Source organism: Synechococcus sp. 1G10 (genome assembly GCF_002252625.1).
Taxonomy (GTDB): Bacteria; Cyanobacteriota; Cyanobacteriia; order PCC-6307; family Cyanobiaceae; genus Regnicoccus_A.
Window position 1 is genome coordinate 122,905 of sequence record NZ_NQKW01000007.1, and the last position, 24,421, is coordinate 147,325.

The following is a 24,421-nucleotide window of genomic DNA, read 5'->3' on the forward strand; positions in this document are numbered from 1 at the left end:
TCACCCGCCGGACGGAACCATGCTCGCCCTCAAGATCTCCGTTTATTCGGTCGTTTTCTTCTTCATCGGCATCTTCGTCTTCGGCTTCCTGGCCAGCGATCCCACCCGCACCCCCAGCCGCAAGGACCTAGAGGACTGAAGGCCATCCGCTCAGGGCGGGGTCACTGCATCAACCCACCTGAGCCGAGCAACAGCATCAACAGGGGCATGGCAGGATCGGCCGCGGTCTCGGAGATGTGGTGCCCTCAGCAACGCTTATCCGGTGGACCATCGGACTGGTGGGTGCGGCAACTCTGGCAACACCTGCTGTGAGCCGGGCCCAGACCCTGGACTCTGATTCGCCACCGGCACTCCTGAGCGGAGCCGATGTCAGCGAATCCGACACGCTTGTCCCTGAGGCGAAGCCAGGCAATTTCGTAGTGGGATCCGGCGACGCCAGCGCTGAAGCCACCGCCAGCGAACCCAGCGAAGGCGAACCCCAGGCCGCACCGATAGCAAGTCCAGCTGAACCGGGAGCTTCTGAACCAGCTGTGCCCGCAGAAGCTGGTGGAACAGCCGGCTCAGAGCCTCCCGTCAAAACCCCTCCCAAGGAACTGAAGATCAGCGCTGATCAACAGGGGTTTGATCTGGTGATCAACCGCTACGTGGCAAGCGGCAATGCCAGGGCCGTGCTGGCCGGCGGCCGGCTGATGGCGGATCGCCTCGAGTACGACACCATCACCCGCACCCTTTACGCCACGGGCAGCGTGCGCTTCTGGCGTGGCCAGCAGTATCTGCAGGGCAGCATGTTTCGCTACGGCCTGATCGAAGGCGAAGGGGAGATGGAGGACGTCTACGGAGTTCTCGACCTCAAAACCAGCCTGGAGGATCTCGACATTGAGCAGGCCCCCTCCTTGCCGCTCCCCAAGCCCCAGCCGATCGCCTGCCAAACGCTGCTGCCCGAGATTCCTGACTGGCACCCCCACCCCTGGAGCGCCACCCTCTGGGGCGGGCAGATGTTCCACTCCGATTTCGGCCAGACCTTCCTCGGCCAGGGTGTCTTCCGGCCGGAGCGGGTGCTGGGCGCTGGCCTGCAGAAGCGACTGATCAAGGCCGGTCCTTTCGCCCTGGAGCTGGACTTCAATGCGCTCGGGCACTGGGCCTCAGCTCAGAAGGGCGGGCGTTACATCGCACCCTTCACGGCTTCCGAGGTGGCCAACCTCTCCACCTCCGCCCAGACCTTCGGCGAGTTCACCGGCGGGATCGGACTACGGGCCTGGCTTCAACCCTGGCTGAGCCTGGGCTTCGTGCAGGGGGTGAGCCTCAACACCAACCTCAGCAACTACGAGGACACCTACCGCCGGAAGTCGGCCCGTTTCCTCAACTATCTGGGCTTCGAGATCGAAGGATCCTTCTCACCCCAGTGGTCGATGGTGGGACGGATTCACCATCGCTCCGGCGCCTTCGGCACTTACAACGGCGTCAGGGAGGGCAGTAACGCCTACCTGCTGGGCCTGCGTTACCGCTTCGGCAGCGATCCAGCGCCGCAGGATGATCCTCAGGCCAATTTGCGGCCGGCCAAGGGCTGCCCCAACCGTGGAGCGGAGCCACCAGATCGCCCCCGCACCCTGCCGGAAGCCCTCGAGCAGGTGGCCATGGGCGGTGAGGCACAAGCTCCGGCGCCAGACCCATCGACTTCAGCCAGCAGCGCTGATGGTGCCAAGAGCGCCCCGGGCGGGGAGCCAGCATCGTTCCGTGCCATGCGAGAGCAGGAGCAGCAGCGCGCCGCCGCCGCGGCGCGCATCAAGCAACGCATCGCCGGAGTGCAGCAACGGGAAGGGCTGGTGATCGAACGCCGTCGTCAGGCCGGTAGTAACGATGAGGTGGCCACCGATAAGGACAGCGACTTCGGACCGGCCCGGCCACCCCAGGTCAGGCGGCTGCGCTCGGAGAAGAATCGCCAGGCTGTGCAGGGCACCCTCACCCATCTGCGCTATCAGGCGGCCAGGATCGTGCTGACAGCAAACGGCTGGAGCAGCGACCGTGCCAGCTTCAGCAACGACCCCTTCACACCGTCCCAGTCGTGGATGGATGCTGATCAGGTGGTGGTCAACCAGGACGCAAACGGCGATCTGCTGATCACCTCCAGGCGCAACCGACTGATCCTGGAAGACCGCCTCGCCATTCCCGTCACCTCGCGCACGCGCATCCGCAAGCAGCAGGAGGTGGAGAACCGCTGGGTGCTGGGGGTCGATCAGGAGGACCGTGACGGCTTCTATGTGGGCCGGCGCCTGCGGCCGATACGGATCGGCGAGAAGGGAACCCTGGAACTGGAGCCCCAGTTCATGCTCGAGCGCGCCTACCAGGGCACTACCGACAGCTATCCAATCCCAGGCGGCCAGGCCACCGGACCCTCGGTGAGCCAGGACAACACCCTGGGCGACCTTTTCGGCCTGGAAGCCCGGCTGAAGGCGCCGCTGCTGGGGTTCGACACCAGCTTGAACCTCGACATCTCCACCTTCAATCCTGAGAACATCGCCAACGGCACCCGCAGCTGGGGCCAGCTGGATCGCAACATCAACCTCCCCCTGGTGGGCTCCACCACGGCCCGCCTCTTCGGGGCTTACCGCTTCAGGATCTGGAATGGATCCCTCGGCGAGCAGGACATCTATTCGGCCTATGGCGCCTCCCTGGAGAAAGAAGAGACTCTCCCCAACTGGGGCAAACTCAGCAACCGCTACTTCTGGCGGGTGGGCCTGGGTAACTACCAGAGCAACGAATTCCTCAGCAATGGAGAGGAATCCAGGAATCTTGCCCAGCTCTGGCGAGCCAACGCAGTGGGATCACTCAACAGCTCCCTGCAGCTTTGGCGAGGCCGGGCCCTGCCCTCCACCCCGGATGGGGCCCTGCGCTATTCACCCGAGCCGATCGTGCCTGGCCTGACCCTGAACACGAATCTTTCAGGAAATGTGGCCTACTTCGGCGACGGCAGCTACCAGAACACCTTCTCGATCTCCGGTGGTCCCACCCTCACTCTGGGGCACTTCAACAAGCGCTTCTTCGATTTCACTCAGCTGACGGTCACTGGCGGCATCACCCTGCGCAATGGCCTCAGCCCATTCGGCTTCGACGCGGCGGTCGATCTGGGCACGGTTGGAATCGGGCTCACCCAGCAGATCGCCGGTCCGCTTCTGTTCAACGGGGGGATCGGCGTCAACGTGGACCCTGCCTCGCCGAACTACGGCGAATTGACCGGGTCCTACGTGGAACTGCGCTGGCAGCGCCGTTCCTACGCCTTCAGCGTTTTCTACAGCCCTTACGAGGGCATTGGCGGGGTGCGGATCCGCCTGAACGACTTCGGTTTCAAGGGGACGGGGGTGCCGTTCGCCCCTTACCGTCCCGAGCTCAGTGGCGCTGGTGGCGGAGCAGGCCGGAACCCGTTCTGAGCCTCAGACCAGAGCGAAACCGGCCAGGTAGGGCAAGCCTGCCGCCGTCCGGACCAGCTCCTCCTCGTGGGACAGCAGCTGGCCCGTGGCATTCCACTGGCCGCTGAGCAACATCTGCCGGGGGCCGGCCGCCAGCTCCAGTCTCCACCGCTGCGCTGAATCGGCGGCACCAGAGGCCTGGCTGTGGATCTCGGCCGTGGCCAGATCCAGACGGAAGTGGGTGTCCGGCTCGCATAGGGCCGCCTGCTGCAGCGCCAGGATCGTGGCGTGATCACCGCTGAGGCAGGGGATCCCAAGAGCCAGGCAGTTGCCGAAGAAGATCTCGGCAAAACTCTCCCCCACCACGGCGCGGATCCCCCAGCGCATCAGAGCCTGGGGAGCATGCTCCCGGCTGGAGCCGCAGCCGAAGTTGCGGTTCACCACCAGAATGCTGGCCCCTTGATGCTCGGGGCGATCGAACGGGTGGGAGCCCTTCAGTTCGATGCGGTCATCAGCGAAGGCCCCCTGTGCGAGACCCTCGAAGGTGACGCACTTGAGATAGCGGGCCGGGATGATCCGGTCGGTGTCGATGTCATCGCCGCTGACAACGACCACCCGACCCTGAAGAACGGGGATCGGGCCGAAGGGTAAGGGGGAGTCACTCATGGCATCAGGGAAGGCGACATCGCCACGGGCCTGGTTTCGGCAGGCGCAGAGGCGAATGCGCAGGGGTTCTCCAGTAGTTCGCGCACATCACTCACGTGGCCGTTGACAGCCGCCGCGGCCACCATCGCCGGGCTCATCAGCAGAGTTCGGCCGGAGGCGGAGCCCTGGCGGCCCTTGAAATTGCGGTTGCTGGAGCTGGCGCTGATCTGGCGGCCCTCCAGCCGATCCGGATTCATCGCCAGGCACATCGAGCAGCCCGGTTCACGCCATTCGAAGCCCGCCTCCTGAAACAGCCGGTCAAGCCCCTCGGCTCTGGCCAGGGCGGCCACCTGCTCGGATCCAGGCACCACAAAGGCCTTGATCCCCGCAGCCACCTGGCGACCACGGGCCACTGCCGCAGCCGCCCGCAGGTCACTGAGGCGGCCGTTGGTGCAACTGCCGATGAAACAGACATCCACAGGCAGACCAAGGATCGGTGTACCCGGGGCCAGGTCCATGTAGCGGTAGGCCTCCTCCGCAATCGGGCGCTCCTCGGCGGCCATCTGCTCAGGAGTGGGCACCGTTTCATCGACCCCGATCCCCTGCCCCGGGGTGATCCCCCAGGTGACGGTGGGGGCGATCGTGCCGGCGTCGAAGCGCACTTCGTCGTCGAACACGGCGTCCGGCCCGCTGGCCAGGGCGCTCCACCAGGCCACCGCCTGGTCCCAGGCCATCCCCTCAGGGGCGAAGGGCCGACCTTTGATGTAGGCGAAGGTGGTGGCGTCGGGATTGACGTAACCGCAGCGGGCACCCCCCTCGATCGCCATGTTGCAAAGGGTCATGCGCTCCTCCATCGAGAGGGCGTCGATGCAGGATCCTGCGAATTCATAGGCGTAGCCCACACCACCCTTCACCCCCAGGCTGCGGATCACGTGGAGGATCAGATCCTTGGCGAACACGCCCGGCTGCAGCCGGCCCTCCACCAGGATCCGCCGCACCTTGAGCTTGTTCATCGCCAGGCTCTGGGTGGCGAGTACATCGCGCACCTGGCTGGTACCGATACCGAAGGCGATCGCCCCGAAGGCGCCGTGGGTGGAGGTGTGCGAATCGCCGCAGGCGACCGTCATGCCGGGCTGACTGAGACCCAGCTCCGGCGCGATCACATGGACGATGCCCTGGCGGCCGCTGCCGAGGCCATGCAGGGTGATGCCGTGCTCGGCGCAGTTGCCCTCCAGGGTGGAGAGCATCTCCTCGGCGAGGGAATCGGCAAAGGGACGGACCTGGGAGGTGGTGGGCACGATGTGATCGACCGTGGCCACGGTGAGCTCGGGATGGCGCACACCCAGGCCCAGCTCCCTCAGGGCGGCGAAAGCCTGGGGACTGGTCACCTCATGGATGAGGTGAAGGCCGATGAACAGCTGGGTGGACCCTCCGGGCAACTCCGCCACGCGGTGCATGTCCCAGACCTTGTCGTACAGCGTGCCGGCGCTCACCTTGCCCTCCAGGCCCAAGACGAATCACCCTAAGGCTGAGGGATCTGTCAATCAGCCTGCGTCTCGGCAAGCAGACGCAGGCGCAGGCGGTTGAGGGCCTCGCCGGCGCTCACCATCTGGATCCAGTCGCGGCTGCGGCCAGCGCCGAAACGCACACCCTCACTGGTGGTGCCCCGGGGCCCCGCCAGGGCGATGTGCACCAGCCCCACCGGCTTCCCGGGGCTGCCACCACCGGGGCCGGCGACGCCCGTGAGTGCCAGGGCCCAGGTGCTGCCGGTGACCCGCCGCGCCCCTTCGGCCATGGCGATCGCCACCGGGTCACTCACCGCCCCGTGGGCCTCGAGCATGGCGGCGGGGACACCCAGCAGCGCTTGCTTGACGGAGTTGGCGTAGGCGATCACGCCGCCGAGGAACACATCTGAAGCACCGGCCACCGCAGTCAGGGCTGCGCCCAGCCCACCGCCGGTGCACGACTCCGCCACGGCCAGCGACTCCCCCCGCAGCCGCAGCAGCTCCAGGCAGAGGGAGGCCTGGCTGTCGTCGTCGACTCCATAGAACCAGGACCCCAGCCGCAGGCGCAGCTCGGCTTCCACCGGGGCCAGGAGCATCTCGGCCTGCTGGAGGGTGGGTCCCTGAGCCGTGATCCGTAGCTTCACCTCCCCCGTGCCGGCGTAGGGAGCCACGGTGGGATTGGTCAGCTCCAGCAGGTCGGCCACCTGCTCCGCCAGGCGCGATTCCCCTGCCCCCCAGAAGCGCAGGATCCGGCTGGCAAACACCCCCTCAACTAACCCCTGTCCGCGCAGCCAGGGTGCCGCGGTGGCGGCCCACATCGCCCGCAGCTCGGAGGGCACGCCCGGAAAGGTGAGCAGGGTGAAGCCTGGCCTGGGAGTCCAGATCATGCCGGGGGCCGTGCCCAGAGGGTTGGGCAACAGTTCGGCCCCCACCGGCAGCAGGGCCTGCTTGCGGTTGCTCGGCGACGGGGTGCGGCCCAGGGCCGCGAACTTGGCCTGGATGTCGCTCCACACCTCTTGCCTCTCCTCGAGCGGGGTGGCGAAGGCAGCGGCCAGCGCCTCGGTGGTGAGGTCATCGGGCGTGGGGCCGAGACCACCGGTGCAGATCAGCACCCGGCAACGCCTGGAGGCCTCCTGCACCATGGCGATCAGGCGATCCCGGTTGTCCCCCACCACGGACTGGCGGTAATGGCGTAGCCCCAGGCCCGCCAGCTGCTCCGCCAGCCAGCGGGCGTTGCCGTTGAGAATGTTGCCCAGCAGCAGCTCCGTGCCGATGCAGAGGATTTCGGTGCCGCCGCTGGCCCCGCTCTCAGAGCTTCGGGTCACGACCGGCATCACAGGGGAAGGATGGGGAGGCGGTGGTGGAATCGCCCGGTAACCGGCGCTGGCGCCGGGACCCCAGTACCGCGCCGATCAGCACCGCGGTGGCCAGCGCGAGCCAGAGGAAGCGCATCTGCACATTGGCCGCCACCAGGGCCAGTGCCGCCAGCCACTGGGTGAAGGCGTAGATGAGCACCACTGTGCGGCGATGGCTGAAGCCTGCCCGCAGCAGCCGGTGGTGAAGATGGCGACGGTCGGGATAAAAGGGAGAGTGCCCCTCACTGAGTCGGCCCATGATCACCGCCGACATGTCGGCGAGAGGCAAAGAGAGAATCAGCAGGGGGAAAAGCAGGCTGACGGTGGTGAGCCCTTTGGCCGGGCCGACGATGCTGATCGCCGCCAGGGCAAAGCCCAGGAAATAGGAACCGCCATCGCCCATGAAAATGCGGGCGGGGTTGAAGTTGTGGCGCAGGAAGCCAAGGCAGGCACCGGCCAGCGCGGCCGCAAGCAGGCCAGCTGCGCTCTGCTGCAGGCTGAAGCTCACCGAGAGCAGCCCCACCGCCGCGATGCCTCCCACGCCGGCGGCAAGCCCGTCTAAGCCATCGATCCAATTGATGGCATTGGTGATGCCCACCAGCCAGATCACCGTGGCCAGCAGGCTGAGGCTGTCCGGCAATGGGAAGGCGAGCGACGGCAGACCGAACCATCCAAGAGGCAGATCGATCGCTCCGATGCGCACCCCCTCGCCCCAGACCACCACAGCCACGGCCACCTGGCCGGCGAGGCGCGGCAAGGGGGGGAGGGCGAAGAGATCATCGGCCAGGCCGATTACGAAGTAACAGAGCGCACCGGCCAGGGTGGTCCAGATCAGCTGGTCCCGGTCCGGAGCCAGGTTGCCGAAGCCCCCCAGGGCCCAGGTGATCGCCAGAGCCAGAGAAAACCCCGCCACCATGCCGATCCCCCCCAGCCGCACCATCGGCACGTGGTGCTGCTTACGCGGATCAGGGGCATCTACGAGGCCATAGCGAAGCCCCATCCGGCGAACCAGCGGCACGACCAGAGCCGTGAGCAGTGCCGCGACCAACAACGTGAAGAGGGCCGCGGCAAGCGGACTGGCGGCCAAGCTCACGAGCGACGGCCGAGCAAGGGTTCACCTGGAAGTGGAAACGACCGGCTGACGAACCACAGCCCAAGGCGGGGCAACGCTGGTGGCAACGTCGCGGGGGGAGCCATGCAGGGACCGCACCGAGGGCAAAGCTTAGGCAGTCGGGGTCAGGCCGGCTGGGGAATGCGGCTAGGGCCGTAAAGCGGATGGCGCTCACAGAGGGCACGCACGCGCTCGCGGCAGCGCAGCTCGATGACGCTGTCCTCGGGATGAAGCAGCCGGTCGGCGATCACATCGGCCACCTCAGCGAAGTCGTCGGCATCGAAGCCACGGGTGGTGAGGGCGGCGGTGCCGAGGCGCAGGCCACTGGTTACGAAGGGCGATTCAGGATCGAAGGGCACGGTGTTCTTGTTGGCCGTGATGTTGACCTCACTCACCAGCAGGTCAGCCACCTTGCCGGTCAGTCCGATCGAGCGCAGATCGAGCAGCACCAGATGGTTGTCGGTACCACCGGAAACGACGGCGATGCCCCGTTCCTGGATCCGCGCGGCCAAGGCCTGGGCATTGCGGATCACCTGCTGGCTGTAGGCCCGGAAGGAGGGCTGCAGGGCCTCGCCGAAGGCCACGGCCTTGGCCGCCACCACATGCTCCAGGGGGCCACCCTGGCTGCCGGGGAAGACGGCCTTGTCGAAGCGCTTGCCGAACTCGGCGTCATTGCAGAGGATCAGTCCGCCGCGGGGGCCCCGCAGGGTCTTGTGGGTGGTGGTGGTGACCACATGGCAATGGGGAATGGGGCTGGGGTGGGCACCTGTCGCCACCAGGCCGGCGATGTGGGCCATGTCGGCCAGCAGGAAGGCGTCGACGGAATCGGCGATCGAGCGGAAAGCCGCGAAGTCGATCGTGCGGGGGTAAGCCGAGTAGCCACAGATGATCAGCCTGGGGCGGTGCTGCTCGGCCAGGGCCCGGATGGCGTCGTAGTCGAGCTGGTGGGTGTGGGGATCGACGCCGTAATGGACGGCCTTGAACCACTTGCCCGAGACATTCACGGGCGACCCATGGGTGAGGTGACCGCCATGGGAGAGATCCATGCCCAGGATCGTGTCGCCGGGCTGGAGCAGGGCCAGGAACACAGCGAAGTTGGCCTGGGCGCCACTGTGGGGCTGCACGTTTGCCCAGGCGGCCCCGAACAGCTGGCGGGCCCGGGCGATCGCCAGCTCCTCGATCGCGTCGACATGCTCACAGCCGCCGTAGTAGCGCTTGTGTGGCAAGCCTTCGGCGTATTTGTTTGTAAGCACCGATCCCTGGGCCTCCATCACGGCCCGGGAGGTGAAATTCTCGCTGGCAATCAGCTCCAGATGGGTCTGCTGACGCTCCAGCTCTCGGCCGATCAGGGCGGCGATGGCGGGATCACCGGCCGCCAGGGACTGGTTCAGGGGCGTACCGGTGGTTTCCACCATGGTGTCGACGGAAAGGCGCGAGTTTTCCATCGTAAGAAATCATCCCGGCGCTGCAGCTGGCCGGTTGGCCCAGGGCCAGATGGCTGGAGGGAGCGCGGTCGGGTCAACGCCCTGGCCGTCAACGCCCGGGTCAACGCCACTGGAGGAGGAAAAAACAAAAAAAACCGTCCGATGCCGGACGGTTGACAAGCGCGCCTGGAGAGATTCGAACTCCCGACCCTCTGATCCGTAGTCAGATGCTCTAATCCGCTGAGCTACAAGCGCTTACCCATGCATTCTCACCGCATGGGGGGGCCATTCGTCAACTGTCGCCGGGGCACAATCGAGTCAGCCACCTCAGGCTCTGCGTTCCCCCTCCCCATGCCGATCCGCTGGTACGGCCCCGCCGACCCCGCCGACCCCACCTATCGCCACTACGAGCGTGTGGTGAACCTCTGCCTCCATGGCGGCCTGTTCGCTGCCCTGAACACGGGCCTGTGGTTTGTGCAGGGGCTGCGTCATCCCTGGGAGCACCTGAGCTGGCTGAGCCTGACCTGGGGGGCGGGCTGGCTGCTGCACCTCATCATCGTGTTGCGGCTGCGCCCACGAAGCCAGACACTCGACCAAGGTGAGGCCTGAGCGCAGCCAAGTCCAGTGAGCCTGACGGGACCTGAACTCGAGGAGCTGAGCCTGGCTCTGGCAGACCGCCTCTACATCCAGGTGGCCAGCTGGCATCTCTACCTGGGCGATGCCGGCCTGGCGATGACCCTGGCGATCGAGTGCGCGGCCCGGCTCGATCAGGGCCCCGGAGTCTGCGCCCGCCAGGCCCTCGAAGCGGTCCAGGTGCCGATCGGCGGAGGCTCCAGCCGCCTACCCCTGGCCCGTCTGCTCCCCCCGGGACAGTTGCGTGATCTCGAGGACGTCCTTGAGAACCTGGGGCGCTGATCCCCAGTGGTGGGTGGCTGCGGCTGAAGAAGCACGACAGTGCCGGCCTGGACGTTGCTCAGCGGATAAGGTTCAAACCCATTGCAGGCGTTGGATGCTGGTCATCGAGGTCACCAATGCCCGAGAGGTGGTCCGTCAGCGCATCGGCCCCCTGGGCGGCCGCTTGATCGGCAAGGTCGTCGACGCCGAGGCCCAGGTGGAGAAGGCGTTGATCCAGGAACTGGAGAACGCCTTTCGTGATTTCGGCATCGAGGCGCGGATCTTCTCGGTGGATGGCCCCCAGATGCTCGGACGCAGCCACCTGGAGATCCCGGTTCAGGTGCGCGAGGAGCGCCGGGTGACCCTCAGGAACCCCGACTGAGGCGCGCGCGCACCTGCAGGACCAGATCGCGGGCCTCGGGCACCCCTGTCCAGCTGGCGATCAGGCCATAGAGAGTCAGGCCCAGGCCGGCACTCAGGGCGCACTCCAGAAGCTGGCCCAGCAGTCCGCCTGGCCAGGCCACGGAGCTGGAGAGCACCCAGGCGGCCACCCCACCGACCACGGCAGCCAGCAGCAGCCACAGGCTGTCCCGCCCCCATACCCGCAGGGGCAGGCCCCCAAGGCGCCGTTGCAACGCCAGCAGCAATCCCGCGCAGGTGAGCAGGTTGACGGCCACCGTGGCCAGCACCAGGCCAGGGGCCCCGAAGTACAGCCCAGGCAGCTGCAGCCCCCAGGGGCTGGGGCCGCCCACCAGCACCCAGTCGAAGATCACGTTGAAGCCGATGCCGGCCAGGGAGAAGCGGAAGGGGGTCGTGCCGTCGCCGAGGGCATAGAAGACCCGCACAAGCACGTCGCGGCCCAGGTAGGCCGGCATGCCCACGCCGTAGGCCATCAGCAGGCTGGCCACCAGCAGCGCCGCCCCCCGGTCGAAGGCACCCCGTTCGTAGACCAGGGCCACGATTGGAACAGCCAGGGCCACGAACAGGGCCCCCAACGGCATCATGCTGGCGGTTGAGAGCATCAACCCCTGGCGGATCCGGCCCACCAGGGCCGACCGATCAGCCGGAGCCGTGAGCCTGGCGAACACCGGCAGCAAGGGCACCAGCAGCGCGTTCGAGAGCAGGCCGAGGGGTGTCTGCACCAGCAGGTTCGCATAGCCCAGGCCAGCGGCGGCACCGACGATGCCGGAGGCGAAGAACAGGTCCGTGAAGACGTTGATCTGCAGCATCCCCGAAGAGAGCGTGGCTGGCGCCATCACCTGCAGCACCTCGCGCACCCCCTCGTCCTTCCAGTCCCAGACCAGCTGGAAGCGATGCAGGCCCTGCTTCGCCAGGGCGGGCAGCTGGATCAGCCACTGCAGCACCGCCCCCAGGGTGGTGGTGGCCGCCAGCACGATCCCTCCCAGCACCGCCGTCGCCGGCAGGGCAATGGCCGCTCCGAGCTGGAACCAGAGCAGGCCGATGCCGGCGATCATCGCCACACTGGACACCAGCGGGCTCACCGAGGGCAGCCAGAAGACATCGGCCGCATTGAGGGCTCCGAAGCCGAGACCGATCAGGCCGGCGAACAGGGCCATCGGCGCCATCCAGCGCAGCTGCAGCACCGCAATGGCGTGGCGCTCCCCATCGAGCCCCGGCCCCACCAGGGTGATCAGGGGGTCGGCGCCTACCAGCAGCAGGACGGTCACCACCAGCAGGCCCACGCCCACGAGGGTGTTGATGGCGGCCAAGACGTGGGCGCCCTCCTCACGGGGACGGCGGGCCAGCACACTCACCATGGCGCTGTGAAAAGGCCCGTTGATGCCCCCCAGCAGGATCAACAAGAATCCCGGCAGCACGTAGGCGTAGTTGTAGGCGTCGTAGGCGACTCCCACCCCGAAGGCGGCGGCAATCACCTGCTGGCGCAGCAATCCGGCCACCTTGCTCAGGGCCGTGGCCAGCGCCACGATCAGGGCGATGCGCCGCAGGGATTTCGCCATCCAGTCAGGCCGTTGGGCCGCATCCATCGGGGGATTCTCCACCCCGCCGCCCGCAGCCATACCGACCGGCCGAGCGGCACCATGGGCGCCTGAGCCAGCCCCCATGGCCAGCAACCGAGTTGATGCCGGATCCGAAGCCCTGCCCCAGCCTGATCCTGCCGATGCAGAACCTGGTGGAGGGGGTGCTGCTGCGCCGCTACAAACGCTTCCTGGCCGATGTCGAGCTGGCTGACGGCCAGGTGGTGACCGCCCATTGCCCCAACACCGGACCCATGACCGGGGTGCTCCTCCCCGGCGGGCGGGTGCGCCTGCGCCACGACCCCAGACCCGAGCGCAAGCTGGCCTGGACCTGGGAGCAGGCCTTGGTGAAAGGCAGTGACGACCAGGACTGCTGGGTGGGGGTGAACACGGCCCTGCCCAACCGGCTGGTGCGGGCCACGATCGAAGCGGGCTGCCTGGAGCCATGGCTGGGACCGATCGGCTCGATCCGCGCCGAGGTGCCCTACGGGGAGAACCGTCGCAGCCGGATCGATCTGCTGCTGAGCCCTGCCGCCGACGCCGCCGACCCCCGGCCGATCTATCTGGAGGTCAAGAACACCACCTGGAGCCGGGGGGAGCTTGCTCTGTTCCCGGACACAGTCACCGAGAGGGGTCAGAAGCACCTGCGTGAGCTGATAGCCGTTGGACCCGAAGCCCGCGGCCTGCTCGTTCCCTGCCTGAGCCGCGCCGACGTGACGGCCTTCGCACCGGGGGATTCGGCCGATCCCCGCTACGGCGAACTGTTCCGTGAGGCCCTGGCGGCAGGGGTTGAGGTGCTGCCCTTGCGCTACCGCTTCAGCGCCGAGGGGGTGAGCTGGCTCGGCGTGGCCAGCGTGATCCCCCAGGACCCCCAGGCACGTCTCTAGGCGATTCGATCAGAGATTTTGTAGCGGCTGCAACCGGCGATTGGTTCTGCAACGTGCACCTTTTCCTGGTACCAACGCCTTCGGGCGTGATCCACCCTCTCTCCACAAAACCCTGTAGGACGTTCCGCTCCATGACATTTGCTCCTCACGCCCCTGGGCGACGCCGACAGCGGCTTCTCCAGGAGGCAAGCCTGCTTGAGGCTCCCGAACTGCTGCTGCGCAGCGTGCGAGGGCTTTCCAGTTCCCGCACACTCACCTGGCTGGCCTGTGTACCCCTGGCCCTCTTCGGCCTCGGAGTGTTCAACCTCTCCGCCCACGCCGCCGAGCTTCCAGAACTCTCGGCTACCTTTCTCGCCAACAACCTCTGGGTGCTGATTGGGGCAATCCTCGTTATTTTCATGAACGCGGGGTTCGCGATGGTGGAGGCCGGACTCTGCCAGTCCAAAAATGCCGTCAACATTCTCGCCAAGAACCTGATCGTTTTTGGAGTCGCAGTCACCGCCTATTGGCTTGTTGGCTATTCGCTGATGTATGGCAACTCCATCGCCGGCGGCTGGCTGTTCTTCAATGGACTGTTCTTTGATCCCACGGTGACAGCCGACATGGTCAAGGAGTCCAAACTGGTTCCCAGTCTTGATTTCCTCTTCCAGGCTGCCTTCGCAGGAACCTCGGCAACCATCGTTTCCGGCATGGTGGCTGAGCGGATCAAGTTCGCACCGTTTGTTCTGTTTTCAGCGATCAAGTGCGGCATCATCTATCCGATCGGCGCCGCCTGGCTCTGGAATTCAGCAGGCTGGCTGAAGCAGCTGGGCTTCATCGACTTCGCCGGCACCACAGCCGTGCACTCCATGGGAGCTTGGGGTGGCTTGGTCGGGGCCATCATTCTCGGTCCCCGGATCGGTAAATTCCTAGAGGGCAGGCCGCAGGCCATTCCTGGCCACAACCTCTCGATCGCCACCTTGGGAGCCCTGCTTCTCTGGGTCTGCTGGTATGGGTTTAATGGCGGCTCTGAGTTGGCGTTCAATCAGAACGTTCCTTACATCTGCGTCACCACTACCCTCTCCGCTTCAGCTGGAGGCATTGTCGCCACGATTGTTTCCCAGCTGAAATCCGGCAAACCGGACCTCTCGATGACCATCAACGGCATCCTGGCTGGACTGGTGAGCGTAACGGCTGTCTGCAACGACATCTCCATGCCCGCTTCCTGGATCGTGGGTGCCATCGGCGGCGCATTGGCTGTTTTCTCCGTCGGCTGGATCGACATCCTCAAGATTGACGATCCGGTAGGAGCCTGGTCCGTTCACGGCACCTGCGGACTCTGGGGCACCCTGGCTGTGGGTGTCTTTTCAACCAAGCATGGACTGTTCACCGGCCATGGGTTTGGCCAGATCGGCCTCCAGTTGGTTGGAGCCTTTGCCATCGCGGCTGAGGCCATCGTCACAGGCATCATCCTCTGGAATATTCTGGCGGTTATGTTCGATGGAATCCGTGTTCACGAGGAAGAGGAGATCAAGGGCCTCGATATCAGTGAGCATGGGATGGAAGCCTACCCAGACTTCGCAACCACGAACTACTGATCGATTTCACCAGCGTCAAGCTCTTGGCCCGTGCCGATCGGCGCGGGCTTTTTCATGGGTTGAAAGGGTCTCCTGCCTGGCACCCTTGGCCGATCCGATAAGCACCGGAATCCATAGGAGCCATGGGCCATGAGAGTCATGCGAGCGCACAGATGTGCCTTGGTCCAAGCTGACTCGCAAGAATCCAGACCAAGACAGGCCGCATTCATCGTGGTCGCTCATCTGCATCCCCGCCAGTGAGGTTCGAGAAGATTTGCAGCATCTGATGGATCAGCTGATTCGTCTGAGCCTGCTTGACCTCCTGGCTCAAGCTGATGAGCTGGGCCCGGCGCTCACTGACCAGTTGCGCAAGCTCTTCAACAAGCCTTGGATTGCCTTCAAGCACGGGTCTGAGATCGTCACGTTCCACCTCCAGAAGCACGCATTCCTCAATTGCACGGACGCTTGCACTGCGGGGGTGGTCGCTGAACACACTCATCTCGCCGAAGATCGCTCCGACTCCAAGCTGAGCAACCGTCTTAGGACGCCCATCGTCCATTAATTTGATCACTTCAACCCTACCTCGCACCAGCTGGAAGAGAGCGTCTCCTTGATCGCCTTCGACGATTATAGACTCACCTGAGGCGTAACGAATACAACGCGTCAGTGGTGCTATCTGCTCCAGTTGTGAGGCGTTGAGATGGCCAAAAAGAACATTCTGCCTAAGCAAGTCCAGTCGAGACGGCAGATCGTAACCGGCAGGATCATCATTCGCGGCAGGCCTGGCCTTCGGGCGCAGTTCGCGAACCGGGTAGGGGAGGGTTCTGCCGTTTCGCTCGAGCGCATACCAGATCTGCGCCAGCAACTGCCCCCTCAAGACATCAAATCCATTGTCAGTAGGATCCTCTTGCCAGACCTCCAGCTCATAGGTGATCGCATGATCCGCATAGGCATAGACAAAGGCTGTCGGTTCGGGGTCACTCAAGACAAGGGGATTGCTCCTGGCCACCTCTGTGAGCACAGTCGTCGCCTTCTCCGGCGGAAGATCAAGATCGAGATTGAGATGAATTTCACGTGCAATCGGTCCGCGGGGACCGAAACGTCGAATCTCAGTACTCCACATCTTGCTGTTGGGCAGGGTGATCAGAGCCCCGTGAACGTGCTGGAGGCGGGTACTCATCAGCGTCAGTGAGACGACCCACCCCTCAATCCCATTCCCTGCACTGATGAAGTCCCCCTCCTGAAACGAAGAATCGACCTGCAGAACGATTCCGGCAAAGAGGTCCTTCAAAGACTCCTGAGCCGCCAGGCCGATCACCGCCGTCAGGATGGCGGAGGTGGTGACCACTCCCACCACATTGATCTTTGCCTGTTCCTGCAGCACCATCACGGTGATCACTGCAGCGACCACCAACATGCCAAGGTCCCTCAGGATCTTCGGCGGCCGCGGCCACCAGGACACGGAACCGGGAACCTCCAGAGTGCACCAGACCAACAGCTGGAGAGCCGCATAGGACTGGCTCAGCAACAGCGCGCTGTCCAGCCAGGGGCGAAAACGGAGGGCTACCAACGAATCCGGCAGGCTCGAGAGGATCAGCCAGAGCCAGATGGCAAAGCTGGGCAGCCGCAGCGGAATCCGGGGGATCCGGCGCCTGCGGCAGAGGACCCGAATGGTGAGCAGCAGAATCTGCAGCCCAATGGCGATCAGGAGGTTGGTCAGGATAGCCATCATGAAGGGCTGGCTCTAAAACCCCCTGTGCATCAGTGGCAGGCGAGCTTATTATTGCCAGGCAATCCTAGCCAGACCTGGCTGCTGAGAACGGAATTCAGTGCGCTACAAGGATGCCCACTCAAATCAATGCAAAAGCTGGCCATCCACACACAACCTGATCTCAAGATTCAGGTGCTTGCTCTAAGGTGCTTGCTCTAAGCCGTGTGATTTCCTCTCTCCAGGAGGCAACCAGCGGATCGGCGGCTGGATCCTTTCCATGGTGACTGAGGCGCCATTTTCGGATTGCTAGCTCGTTCTGGGCATTAACGATCGAAGCCGACAGCGCCTTGCTGATTCCCTGAATCCGACGAGTGTGCAACATCCGATCAGCCAGAACAGCCTGATACTCCTGCAACGTAATCACAGGCTCTACCTCATCAACCAGCTCGTCTCGAATCACCTTTCGCTCCCACTCACCGCTTCGCCAGAGCATCAGACCTGCTAGAGCCACGAATGGGAAAGACCAGAAGAAGCTGATGTAACCACCCGACAGCAGAAGTGCCCAGAAGGAGGGGTTGGAGAACAAGTCAGATCCAGGGCTGAACGGTGCTGCGAGACTCTTGCCGACGACCGAAACAGCCAGAAAGATCGTCAGGAGGCCCATCAGGCTTCCTGTGATGTGGGCCAACAATCCAGTGAGCCACCCAGCGACAGGAGCAGCGATTCGTTGCCAGGGAATCGTCGTCTGGCGAGCGAGACCCAGACCCATCCCAAACAGACCTGTATAGAGAGCGTGGCCACCAAAACCCATCAAGGAATGGTGGGTGACCAGATACTGCCACCACGGTGCCACCCCAGTCTGGGCATAGGCCTGGGCAAGATAGAATGAGGAATCTATCAGATTATAGCCAATCCCAATCAATGCACCATAGATGAATCCATCTCGGACGCCATCGAACTCGGACTTAAGCAGGAGAAACACGATGAACACACCCAGCCCCTTCACAAACTCTTCGATTGCCGGGGTCAGCAACATCGCCGCAAAGGTGGGCCCCGAATTCTGGGTCACCTGCTTCAGGATATCGGAGTGGAGAAAGGCGAGATGAGTTGCCTTTGGAAATAGAATTCCAATGATTGGGGACGCAATGCCGGTGGCAATGAGAGTTCCCCAGAGAAACATCACGATATAAAGCCAGATCGATTCCCGCTCACGACGGTCCAAGAACCACAGAGCCGCGAAGGGAATGATCGACAGCAATCCGGAGACGAGCAGAGCACGCAGAAACACGCCCAGTGAGCTGGGAGCCAGGCTCATCAGCTGGAACTTGACAAGGACGATCAGGGAGGCCTCGGCAAGAATTGCCAAAACAATCGCAATCAAGCGAGCCACTCTCGGATTGCTAAGCGGCGAATCAAAGAGAAACCGGCTTCCAGCAGCAATCGACATGGATGGGGATCAACAGATGAAGAGGTCTGAGGATTGGGACGATTTAGGCGATGAGGCAATCCTGAGTCGATCAGTTATTGGCAGCCCTGCCGGGGGTCACGCCATACCCTACCCAAGAGAGGCGGGCCATCCAGCGATTATAGCTTGATCTCACCATTCCTTGGAGGCGAGGGTGCGCATTTGTACGCTGCTTAACGCAAGTCAGGGTGGCAATGGATTTGCCTTTCACAAAATCAGGCACAGCACCGCGAGCAGGAGCGCAGCAAAGATACACCATTTCAGGTAGACGCTGGTCAGCAGAAATACCTTCCAGGAGAGATGCGCCCAACCGAAACGGATCCGAAGATCCAAAAAAGACAGGGCCTCAGGGCATCCACGCATGACGAATTGCGAAGTCTATTCCTCGGGTTCTCGTAGGTTCGTTCCAAGCAGGCCCCTTTCCAGAAGAGCCAAATCGGCCATGACCGCAATGGCTGGCATCCTCATCCTGACGACTCTGAAGCTCTCGGTTCAAGCAGGTCTGAAGGTGGAAGCCTTCCGCGACATGGTGCAGTCCCTGGGCCGTTCAGCCAGCACTTCGGCACAAGGACTGTCGAGATCCAACAGGCGATAGCGATCTCCGTCCTGGCGAGCCAAGGGCGAGGTCAGTCAGCCCTGGATCGCCGAGCGGTTCGGACCAGGCGGGCCGGAAAGCGAACCGCAACCTCAGCCCCGCCCAGCCTGGAGCGTCCAAAACGGATCTTCGCCCCATGGTTGTCCGCGGCAGTACGAACCATGAAGAGCCCCAGCCCGAACCCTCCAGTCTTTGAACTAGCCAGCAGGAACTGATCTGGATCGCTGAGGTGAGTGACAAACCCAGGGCCACTGTCGCCAACCCGCAATTCCACTACGTCTCGATTCAGCTCCAGGCCTACCTCCACGACGCCGCCTGCAGGAGTGGCTTCCAGACTGTTGCGTAGCAGATTGAGCACCATGAGCTGCAATTGCTGGGCATCTCCGATGACCACTCGGGGTTGCTCAAGCCCCCATGACTGCAGATGGATGCCTCGGCCCATCGCATCCGACTTCAGGATCAGCAGGGCATTGTGCACCAGGTCGCTAAGATTGAGAGAGGCAGAATTAGTGCAACGATGCGATAGCAACTCCTGTATTGCAGTGATCGACTGACCCACCGATCGGCAGCTTTCTTGCATTCCCAGAATCGCCTGATCCAGCGCCGTGTTCTGTGCCAGTTGGTTCTGGTCTGATGCGAGTTGGCAGACCATTCTGGACTGAAGAAGCAAAGCGGATAGAGGCTGTTTGATCTCATGCGCCAGCGCGGCGGTCATCAGACTCAGACGTAGTTTTTCCTCCAGACCCCTGCGGGATTCCAACTCAGTCCCCGAGATCAGCAGCAGCAGAGCCTCCAGCACAGCCACGAGGCTCAGGCCGCCCACAAGCAGGACTGGGACGTTGGAAGCACTCTGTCTCAAGAAAAATGCCGGATTCGGACGCACCTCCAACTGCCAGTCGCGGCCTGCCTGCTGGAAGCGCCGACGCTGCACAATCTCATGCTCATACTGATGCGTGCGGCTCCAGACACCGGCCTGCTCAATCGTTGTCAGGTGGCTGGGGGTGGTGGCGAGTAGAATGGGTTCTTCTGGTGTCGTGACATCCTTCAGTTGCAGATTCAGCTCCTTCCAGACGGGTGCAGCAAATGTTGTCGCAACGAGGTCATCCGGCAGAATCACACCCACAACAAATCCCCTCAACTGACGATCTCGATCGGCGAGGCGACGCACCGAACCAGGTTCGTCGAACACGGCCAGCACATTCAGGATGCCCAACTGGCTGCGATTGCCCTGCACCAGCTGGATCGGGGCGGTGGCTTGGACCGATCCGTGCTCCAGGGCGTGGTGGAGGGCCAGCGCCCGAATGGGATCGGACTGAATGTCATAGCCGAGTGCTGCGCGATGACGTTCGAAGGGCTCGATTCGCTCCACCACCACGTGAGTGGCATAGGCCCTCGCCGGTTGGATCGAACCGTCCCGCCGCTCGCGGATACCAAGGCCTGAATCCGCGTAGATCTCCTGCAGGTGCCGCTCGAAAGCAGGCCGCTGCTCTCGGGTCACCAGAGGATCCCAGGAGAGGGCCACCAATCCGTCCGTTCTCGCCAGAATCAAGAGGGTGAACGTACGGAACTCGCTGCGGGTCACCTGTCCTGAGGCCGTGAAAAGGCCCCGTACGGCCTGCAGCGCCCCCTCCTGCCAGGCCAGCCTCACCTGAAGCAGGTTCACGGCCCGAGATGCGGCACGGTCGAGGGAGCTGACCATCTCCTGCTGCTGGAGGTTCCCGTAGTACAGAAACAGGGCCAGGATCAGGGCGCTCAGCAACACGGGGGGCAGTCCCACCAGCCAGCGTCGACCGCGCCAATTCGCAGCTTCCCCCGGCAAGGCCATCAGGAGCAAGGGCGCGAAGACGATCACACCGATGGAGTCGCCCACCCACCAGACCAGCGCCTCCACGAACGAATCCCCAGGCGGCAGGAAACCGCCCAGCACAAGGGTTGTCACGCCCACTGCAGGAGCGATGACACAACTGAGTGGGCCACCCATTCCGAGGAACAGGATGATCTCCCGGGGCCTCGTCAGGAGGGGGCGGCTCCCCACCCAACGTCGCACCATCCATGCACCGCAGAGAGCCTGAAGCGACGAGCCGGCAGTGGGAGTGGCACTGAGGAGAGCCAGCTGGCCAGGCGAGTAGCCATAGGAGGCCAGATCAAGACCGTTGATCACAAGCGCTCCCGCCATCACGCCTGGCAGCAGCACCGGTCCCCATCTCAGCAGGCAGACGAAAGCAAGCCCGGCCGAAGGCCACAGCGGAATCGCAACGCCTGTTGCGCGGCCCAGCCACAGCACCAGAGCGCCGATCAGGAGATAACTGACAGCAACCGCCAGGTTGGCCAAGGTCCACAGGCGATACCTGGAGCCAACCCAGCCGAGCCTCATGCCCTCACCGGACCCCTGGCTGGGAACTGCCGGGCAGCGAAGAGCACAAGCTCCCCTCCTTTGATACCCAGCTTGCTGATGATGTTTTTCCTGTGGGTCTGCGCCGTCCCAAGCGAAATGGTGAGTCTCCGGGAGATCTCCTTGGAGCTCAGTCCTTGACCGATCAACTGCAGCACCTCAATCTCACGATCAGTGAGATCTCCAAGTCTTGAGGCGCGGCAGTCTCTGGGATGCTCGCTCCCATGGAGCAGAGCCTTCACCTGCTCATGGAGCCGATCCAGGGCCTGGGTCTTGTCGAGCACCGCGGTAATGGCCTGGTGGAGATGGCGGCTGCATTGCATCCGATGGGGCTCAGCCGTCAGTACGATCACCTGAGCACTGGGCTCCACAGCCAAGAGGACTTCAGCGACTTCCAGGCCTGATCCATCGGGGAGGAACAGATCAAGGATCAGAATCCTGGGCCTGCAGGTCTGGGCGACTCGAACTCCTTCCTCCACGGTTCCCGCCGTCTGAATCGCCATCAGGCCGGGGAGCTGCTGGGCAAGATTTTCAGCCAGCAGCTCTGCAAGAATCCCCTGATCTTCAACGATCAGGCAGGCTTGCCGCTCAGTCTCCCTCAACGGTGAAGCTGGACATCGATCTGCATTCAAGAATAAAGGCGCTGCCGCCCCGGAATGCCTGCCATGCAAATCCTGCAAGGAGTAAGGAAATGTTACGTCGCTTGCTTTGACTCGGGATCCGAATCGAGCGAACGAATCGGAGAGCGCGGCCAGGAGTTGCTCCACATCCGGATGATATCGATACTCCTTTCGAACAACCAGCCGCTCAACATAGGGCCTGGGGGTCAAACATAGAGGAGTTACATGGATTCCCGCAGCCTGCGCCATGTTGGGTGTCAGATAGGCAAAGTTCGCGGTCGGTTGGGATGTCGCCAGTTGCTTGGCCTCCAAGTCCTCCATGTCGACATGGCGATCGAACCAGGCCCTCGATGCAGCCCTGCAACTTTGGGGCAGGAAGTCAAACAGTTGCAGCCGAAAGCCATTGGCCTCGTGATGGGCATCCAAAAATGGGACTCGATCATCAGTCAGAGCCATCAGGTGGATGTCGCTTTGATAAAGATCAATGACAGACAAGTCAGGATCCACGACCGGCATCTGCGTCGGCGTAACGAAACAAGCGTCAATAACTCTATTTTTCAGCAAGGAGATAGGATCATCTTCACGATTTCGAACGCCATCCGGATGAGCTGTCCACCGTATGGCTACCTGCTTTCTGAGTTCAGCATTGATTAGACTACTTGTCCACCATGGCATGTGCAGGCGTAGCCTGCGGTTGCCACAGAAACGAGCCTCCTGATGAATCCTGCGCTCAAGGTCAAGAAGATCAGAATCCCCTGATACTCTCCAGGTACCGTGTCCACGCTGAAGGCTGACGCCGAAGGCCTGGAGCGCATGCCTTGATCGACGAATGATCGTGCTCTGGGTAGCGAAGATTGCGATTGCAGCAGCGTCCGAACCACGCATCCATATCAGGGTATCGAGTGCCTCAAGCCGGTCAAGATCTACCATTTTTCCTATCCCTCCTGCAGAACCAGCAACATGAGGTCGCTGAGGAATGAACGACTTGAGGATCCTAGCGAAAAACCTGAGCCCTTAGATCACATGAATTCGTCATAGTCATTGTTCCGAGAGGGCGGAGAAGGATCGAGCACCAAGGAATTCTCAGGCGTCGCTCCACTGGGCCCTCACAAATTATTACAAGTGGCCAGGCCGAGAGGAATTCGCTTTCACGCAGCATTGCATAGGTCAGTCGATCGTCAATCCCTCACAACTCTACGAAGAACCACCCTGTCTGGTACACCCACCAGGGGCAACGGTCAAGAACTCTTTCCCCGTGTTTTCATGCAATCAACATATTCTCCAAATCGCAAAACATGGCCCGCTGCTTCTGTAGCCACAGATACAGATAGCTACCGAAAAACTGGTAGAAACCTTTTGATCATTGCCAAAACCCCCTTTGGGAACACTTGAAGGAAGTCAACTTGGTGGAGAGTCCTCAGCTCTCGCCACAGTCGACTCCGTTCGATCAAAGCTTCTCTCAGGAGTAGGGCATTCCCATCTCCGCCGCTACGCCATCATCCTGCTCGCCGCTGGAGCCGGCCTGCTGCCTTTGATGGCCGGCTCCGCCCATGCGGCTCTCACCAAGGTGCCAACGGATGGTGCCGACACCCTGCTGATGCTGATGGGATCAGCCCTTGTGCTGCTGATGACTCCAGGGCTTGCGTTCTTCTACGGGGGGTTCACCCGCGCCAAGAACGTTCTCAACACGATGATGATGAGCTTCTTCCTGATGGGGCTCATCGGGGTGCTCTGGGTCGTGATCGGCTACAGCCTCTCGTTCGGCACCGGCTTCAAGAGTCCCTTCATCGGCGGCCTCGAGTTCATGTGGTTGAACGGAGTGGGTGGGCCGCTCGGGGATGCTCCATTGGCAGATGGGTTCGCGATCAGCGGCACCTCATTCGCCCTTTTCCAGGGAATGTTCGCGATCATCACCCCTGCCCTGATTTCGGGTGCCGTGGTCGAACGCATCAATTTCAAGGCCTGGTTCTGGTTCTGCCTGCTCTGGAGCCTTCTCATCTATTGCCCCATGGCCCATATGGTGTGGGGCGGCGGTTATCTCGGCAGCTTTGGAATTGGTGCGATTGACTTTGCCGGCGGCACCGTGGTCCACATCGCCTCCGGTGTGGCGGCTCTGGTCTCAGCGGCCATCGTCGGCCCCCGCACCGGCTACCCCGACAGCGTCCGTCCACCTCACAATGTGACCCACATCCTCCTGGGGGCCGGCCTGCTGTGGTTTGGCTGGTTCGGGTTCAATGGTGCCAGCTACTTTGCAGCGAAGGGAGCAGGCTTCTCGTTCCTCACCACCACCACCAGTGCATCGGCCGGCATGCTCACCTGGTGCCTGATCGAGTGGTTCAAAAACGGCAAACCCAGCGCCGTTGGGGCCGCCAGTGGTGCCGTGGCTGGTCTTGTGGGCATCACCCCTGCCGCCGGTTTCGTCTACATGCCCCAGTCGATCCTGATCGGTGCCGTCACGGCCTCAGTCTGCTTCGTGGCCGTTCAGCTCTCCGGCTTCGGCGGCTATGGCGGCACCAGAAAAACGATGCTGGATGAATCGCTCGACGCCTTCTCCGTGCACGGCGTGGGCGGTACGGTCGGCGCCCTGCTCACCGGAATCCTGGCGGCCAAGGAACTCGTTCCAGCCGACTACTTCCCCGTTTCAGCAGAGCTTCTCGCTACAGGGGGAAACTTCGCCCTGTTCGTGGCTCAGTTCAAGGCCGTCGTGATCACCTATGGTTTCGTAGGTCTCGGCACGCTCATCATTCTGAAGGGCCTTAGCGCTGTTATGCCGCTGCGTGTCACTTCTGAGGACGAAGAACGCGGACTCGACTACGTCGAGCATGGCGAAGATGCCTACGAACCCATGACCTCCTGAAGC

Annotated in this window: 19 protein-coding genes, 1 tRNA gene and 1 pseudogene; 9 read left to right on the forward strand and 12 right to left on the reverse strand. The window is 63.0% G+C overall.

Annotated elements, in window-relative coordinates; translation table 11 throughout:
- Positions 1-19: 19 nt before the first annotated feature.
- Both CJZ82_RS08405 and CJZ82_RS08410 read left to right on the forward strand, forming a co-directional pair.
- Positions 20-139, forward strand: a complete 120-nt coding sequence (locus CJZ82_RS08405) for a photosystem II reaction center protein I (protein WP_071800827.1) — start codon at positions 20-22, stop codon at positions 137-139.
- 169 nt (positions 140-308) lie between these two features.
- Positions 309-3,425 carry a DUF3769 domain-containing protein gene (locus tag CJZ82_RS08410; protein ID WP_233130130.1) on the forward strand — a complete coding sequence of 1,039 codons (3,117 nt, stop codon included), beginning with the start codon at positions 309-311 and terminating at the stop codon, positions 3,423-3,425.
- Between the two features lie 3 nt (positions 3,426-3,428).
- Here CJZ82_RS08410 and CJZ82_RS08415 read toward each other — a convergent pair whose 3' ends face one another.
- The 6 genes from CJZ82_RS08415 to CJZ82_RS08440 all read right to left on the reverse strand — a co-directional run bounded on the left by CJZ82_RS08415 (position 3,429) and on the right by CJZ82_RS08440 (position 9,699).
- Complete coding sequence (locus CJZ82_RS08415; RefSeq protein ID WP_094555333.1) at positions 3,429-4,070, reverse strand: 3-isopropylmalate dehydratase small subunit 2; 642 nt, start codon at positions 4,068-4,070, stop codon at positions 3,429-3,431.
- Positions 4,067-5,542 carry a 3-isopropylmalate dehydratase large subunit gene (gene leuC, locus CJZ82_RS08420; RefSeq protein WP_233130140.1) on the reverse strand — a complete coding sequence of 492 codons (1,476 nt, stop codon included), beginning with the start codon at positions 5,540-5,542 and terminating at the stop codon, positions 4,067-4,069. Before leuC ends, CJZ82_RS08415 begins: the two co-directional genes overlap by 4 nt.
- Before the next feature lie 47 nt (positions 5,543-5,589).
- A complete protein-coding gene (locus CJZ82_RS08425; protein WP_094555335.1) occupies positions 5,590-6,888 on the reverse strand; it encodes a competence/damage-inducible protein A in 1,299 nt (432 codons plus the stop codon).
- On the reverse strand, positions 6,863-8,002 hold the full coding sequence (locus CJZ82_RS08430; protein WP_094555336.1) for an MraY family glycosyltransferase: 1,140 nt from the start codon (positions 8,000-8,002) through the stop codon (positions 6,863-6,865). Before CJZ82_RS08430 ends, CJZ82_RS08425 begins: the two co-directional genes overlap by 26 nt.
- Before the next feature lie 143 nt (positions 8,003-8,145).
- Positions 8,146-9,435: a serine hydroxymethyltransferase gene (gene glyA, locus CJZ82_RS08435; RefSeq protein WP_094555377.1), complete on the reverse strand. Its 1,290-nt coding sequence runs from the start codon at positions 9,433-9,435 to the stop codon at positions 8,146-8,148.
- Between the two features lie 190 nt (positions 9,436-9,625).
- Positions 9,626-9,699, reverse strand: a tRNA-Arg gene (locus CJZ82_RS08440).
- Between the two features lie 96 nt (positions 9,700-9,795).
- On the opposite strand from CJZ82_RS08440, the gene CJZ82_RS08445 reads away from it, so the two are divergent.
- The 3 genes from CJZ82_RS08445 (at position 9,796) to CJZ82_RS08455 (ending at position 10,720) form a co-directional block, all read left to right on the forward strand.
- Positions 9,796-10,053, forward strand: coding sequence for a hypothetical protein (locus CJZ82_RS08445; RefSeq protein ID WP_094555337.1), 258 nt, complete (start codon positions 9,796-9,798; stop codon positions 10,051-10,053).
- A gap of 15 nt (positions 10,054-10,068) precedes the next feature.
- Positions 10,069-10,359 carry a DUF3181 family protein gene (locus CJZ82_RS08450; protein ID WP_094555338.1) on the forward strand — a complete coding sequence of 97 codons (291 nt, stop codon included), beginning with the start codon at positions 10,069-10,071 and terminating at the stop codon, positions 10,357-10,359.
- Positions 10,360-10,453: 94 nt separating this feature from the next.
- On the forward strand, positions 10,454-10,720 hold the full coding sequence (locus CJZ82_RS08455; RefSeq protein ID WP_094555339.1) for a cytochrome-c oxidase: 267 nt from the start codon (positions 10,454-10,456) through the stop codon (positions 10,718-10,720).
- Here the strand turns inward: CJZ82_RS08455 and murJ are convergent.
- Positions 10,704-12,317 carry a murein biosynthesis integral membrane protein MurJ gene (gene murJ, locus CJZ82_RS08460; protein WP_094555378.1) on the reverse strand — a complete coding sequence of 538 codons (1,614 nt, stop codon included), beginning with the start codon at positions 12,315-12,317 and terminating at the stop codon, positions 10,704-10,706. The genes CJZ82_RS08455 and murJ overlap by 17 nt on opposite strands.
- A 122-nt stretch (positions 12,318-12,439) precedes the next feature.
- Here murJ and sfsA point away from each other — a divergent pair, with 122 nt between their 5' ends.
- Both sfsA and CJZ82_RS08470 read left to right on the forward strand, forming a co-directional pair.
- Positions 12,440-13,222: a DNA/RNA nuclease SfsA gene (sfsA, locus tag CJZ82_RS08465; RefSeq protein ID WP_094555340.1), complete on the forward strand. Its 783-nt coding sequence runs from the start codon at positions 12,440-12,442 to the stop codon at positions 13,220-13,222.
- A gap of 131 nt (positions 13,223-13,353) precedes the next feature.
- The gene (locus tag CJZ82_RS08470; RefSeq protein WP_094555341.1) at positions 13,354-14,799 is read left to right on the forward strand and encodes an ammonium transporter; all 1,446 of its coding nucleotides are present in this window, start codon (positions 13,354-13,356) and stop codon (positions 14,797-14,799) included.
- A 205-nt stretch (positions 14,800-15,004) separates the two neighbouring features.
- Here CJZ82_RS08470 and CJZ82_RS19565 read toward each other — a convergent pair whose 3' ends face one another.
- A complete protein-coding gene (locus CJZ82_RS19565) occupies positions 15,005-15,463 on the reverse strand; it encodes a cyclic nucleotide-binding domain-containing protein (RefSeq protein ID WP_369820038.1) in 459 nt (152 codons plus the stop codon).
- On the opposite strand from CJZ82_RS19565, the gene CJZ82_RS19570 reads away from it, so the two are divergent.
- Positions 15,453-15,533 (forward strand): hypothetical protein, encoded by an 81-nt coding sequence (locus CJZ82_RS19570; protein ID WP_369820039.1) that lies wholly within the window; start codon positions 15,453-15,455, stop codon positions 15,531-15,533. The two genes, CJZ82_RS19565 and CJZ82_RS19570, sit on opposite strands and share 11 nt — an antisense overlap.
- 83 nt (positions 15,534-15,616) lie before the next feature.
- On the opposite strand, the pseudogene CJZ82_RS19575 reads toward CJZ82_RS19570, so the two are convergent.
- The 4 genes and pseudogenes from CJZ82_RS19575 to CJZ82_RS08490 all read right to left on the reverse strand — a co-directional run.
- A pseudogene (locus CJZ82_RS19575) lies at positions 15,617-16,510 on the reverse strand (mechanosensitive ion channel family protein); the annotation flags it as partial.
- Between the two features lie 160 nt (positions 16,511-16,670).
- Positions 16,671-17,936, reverse strand: a complete 1,266-nt coding sequence (locus tag CJZ82_RS08480) for a PrsW family intramembrane metalloprotease (protein WP_094555343.1) — start codon at positions 17,934-17,936, stop codon at positions 16,671-16,673.
- A gap of 644 nt (positions 17,937-18,580) precedes the next feature.
- Positions 18,581-20,923 carry a CHASE domain-containing protein gene (locus CJZ82_RS08485; protein ID WP_094555344.1) on the reverse strand — a complete coding sequence of 781 codons (2,343 nt, stop codon included), beginning with the start codon at positions 20,921-20,923 and terminating at the stop codon, positions 18,581-18,583.
- The gene (locus tag CJZ82_RS08490) at positions 20,920-22,491 is read right to left on the reverse strand and encodes a response regulator transcription factor (protein WP_094555345.1); all 1,572 of its coding nucleotides are present in this window, start codon (positions 22,489-22,491) and stop codon (positions 20,920-20,922) included. The genes CJZ82_RS08485 and CJZ82_RS08490 overlap by 4 nt, the downstream gene beginning before the upstream one ends.
- 604 nt (positions 22,492-23,095) lie before the next feature.
- Between CJZ82_RS08490 and CJZ82_RS08495 the strand changes: the two genes are divergently transcribed.
- A complete protein-coding gene (locus CJZ82_RS08495; RefSeq protein WP_094555346.1) occupies positions 23,096-24,418 on the forward strand; it encodes an ammonium transporter in 1,323 nt (440 codons plus the stop codon).
- Positions 24,419-24,421: the final 3 nt, after the last annotated feature.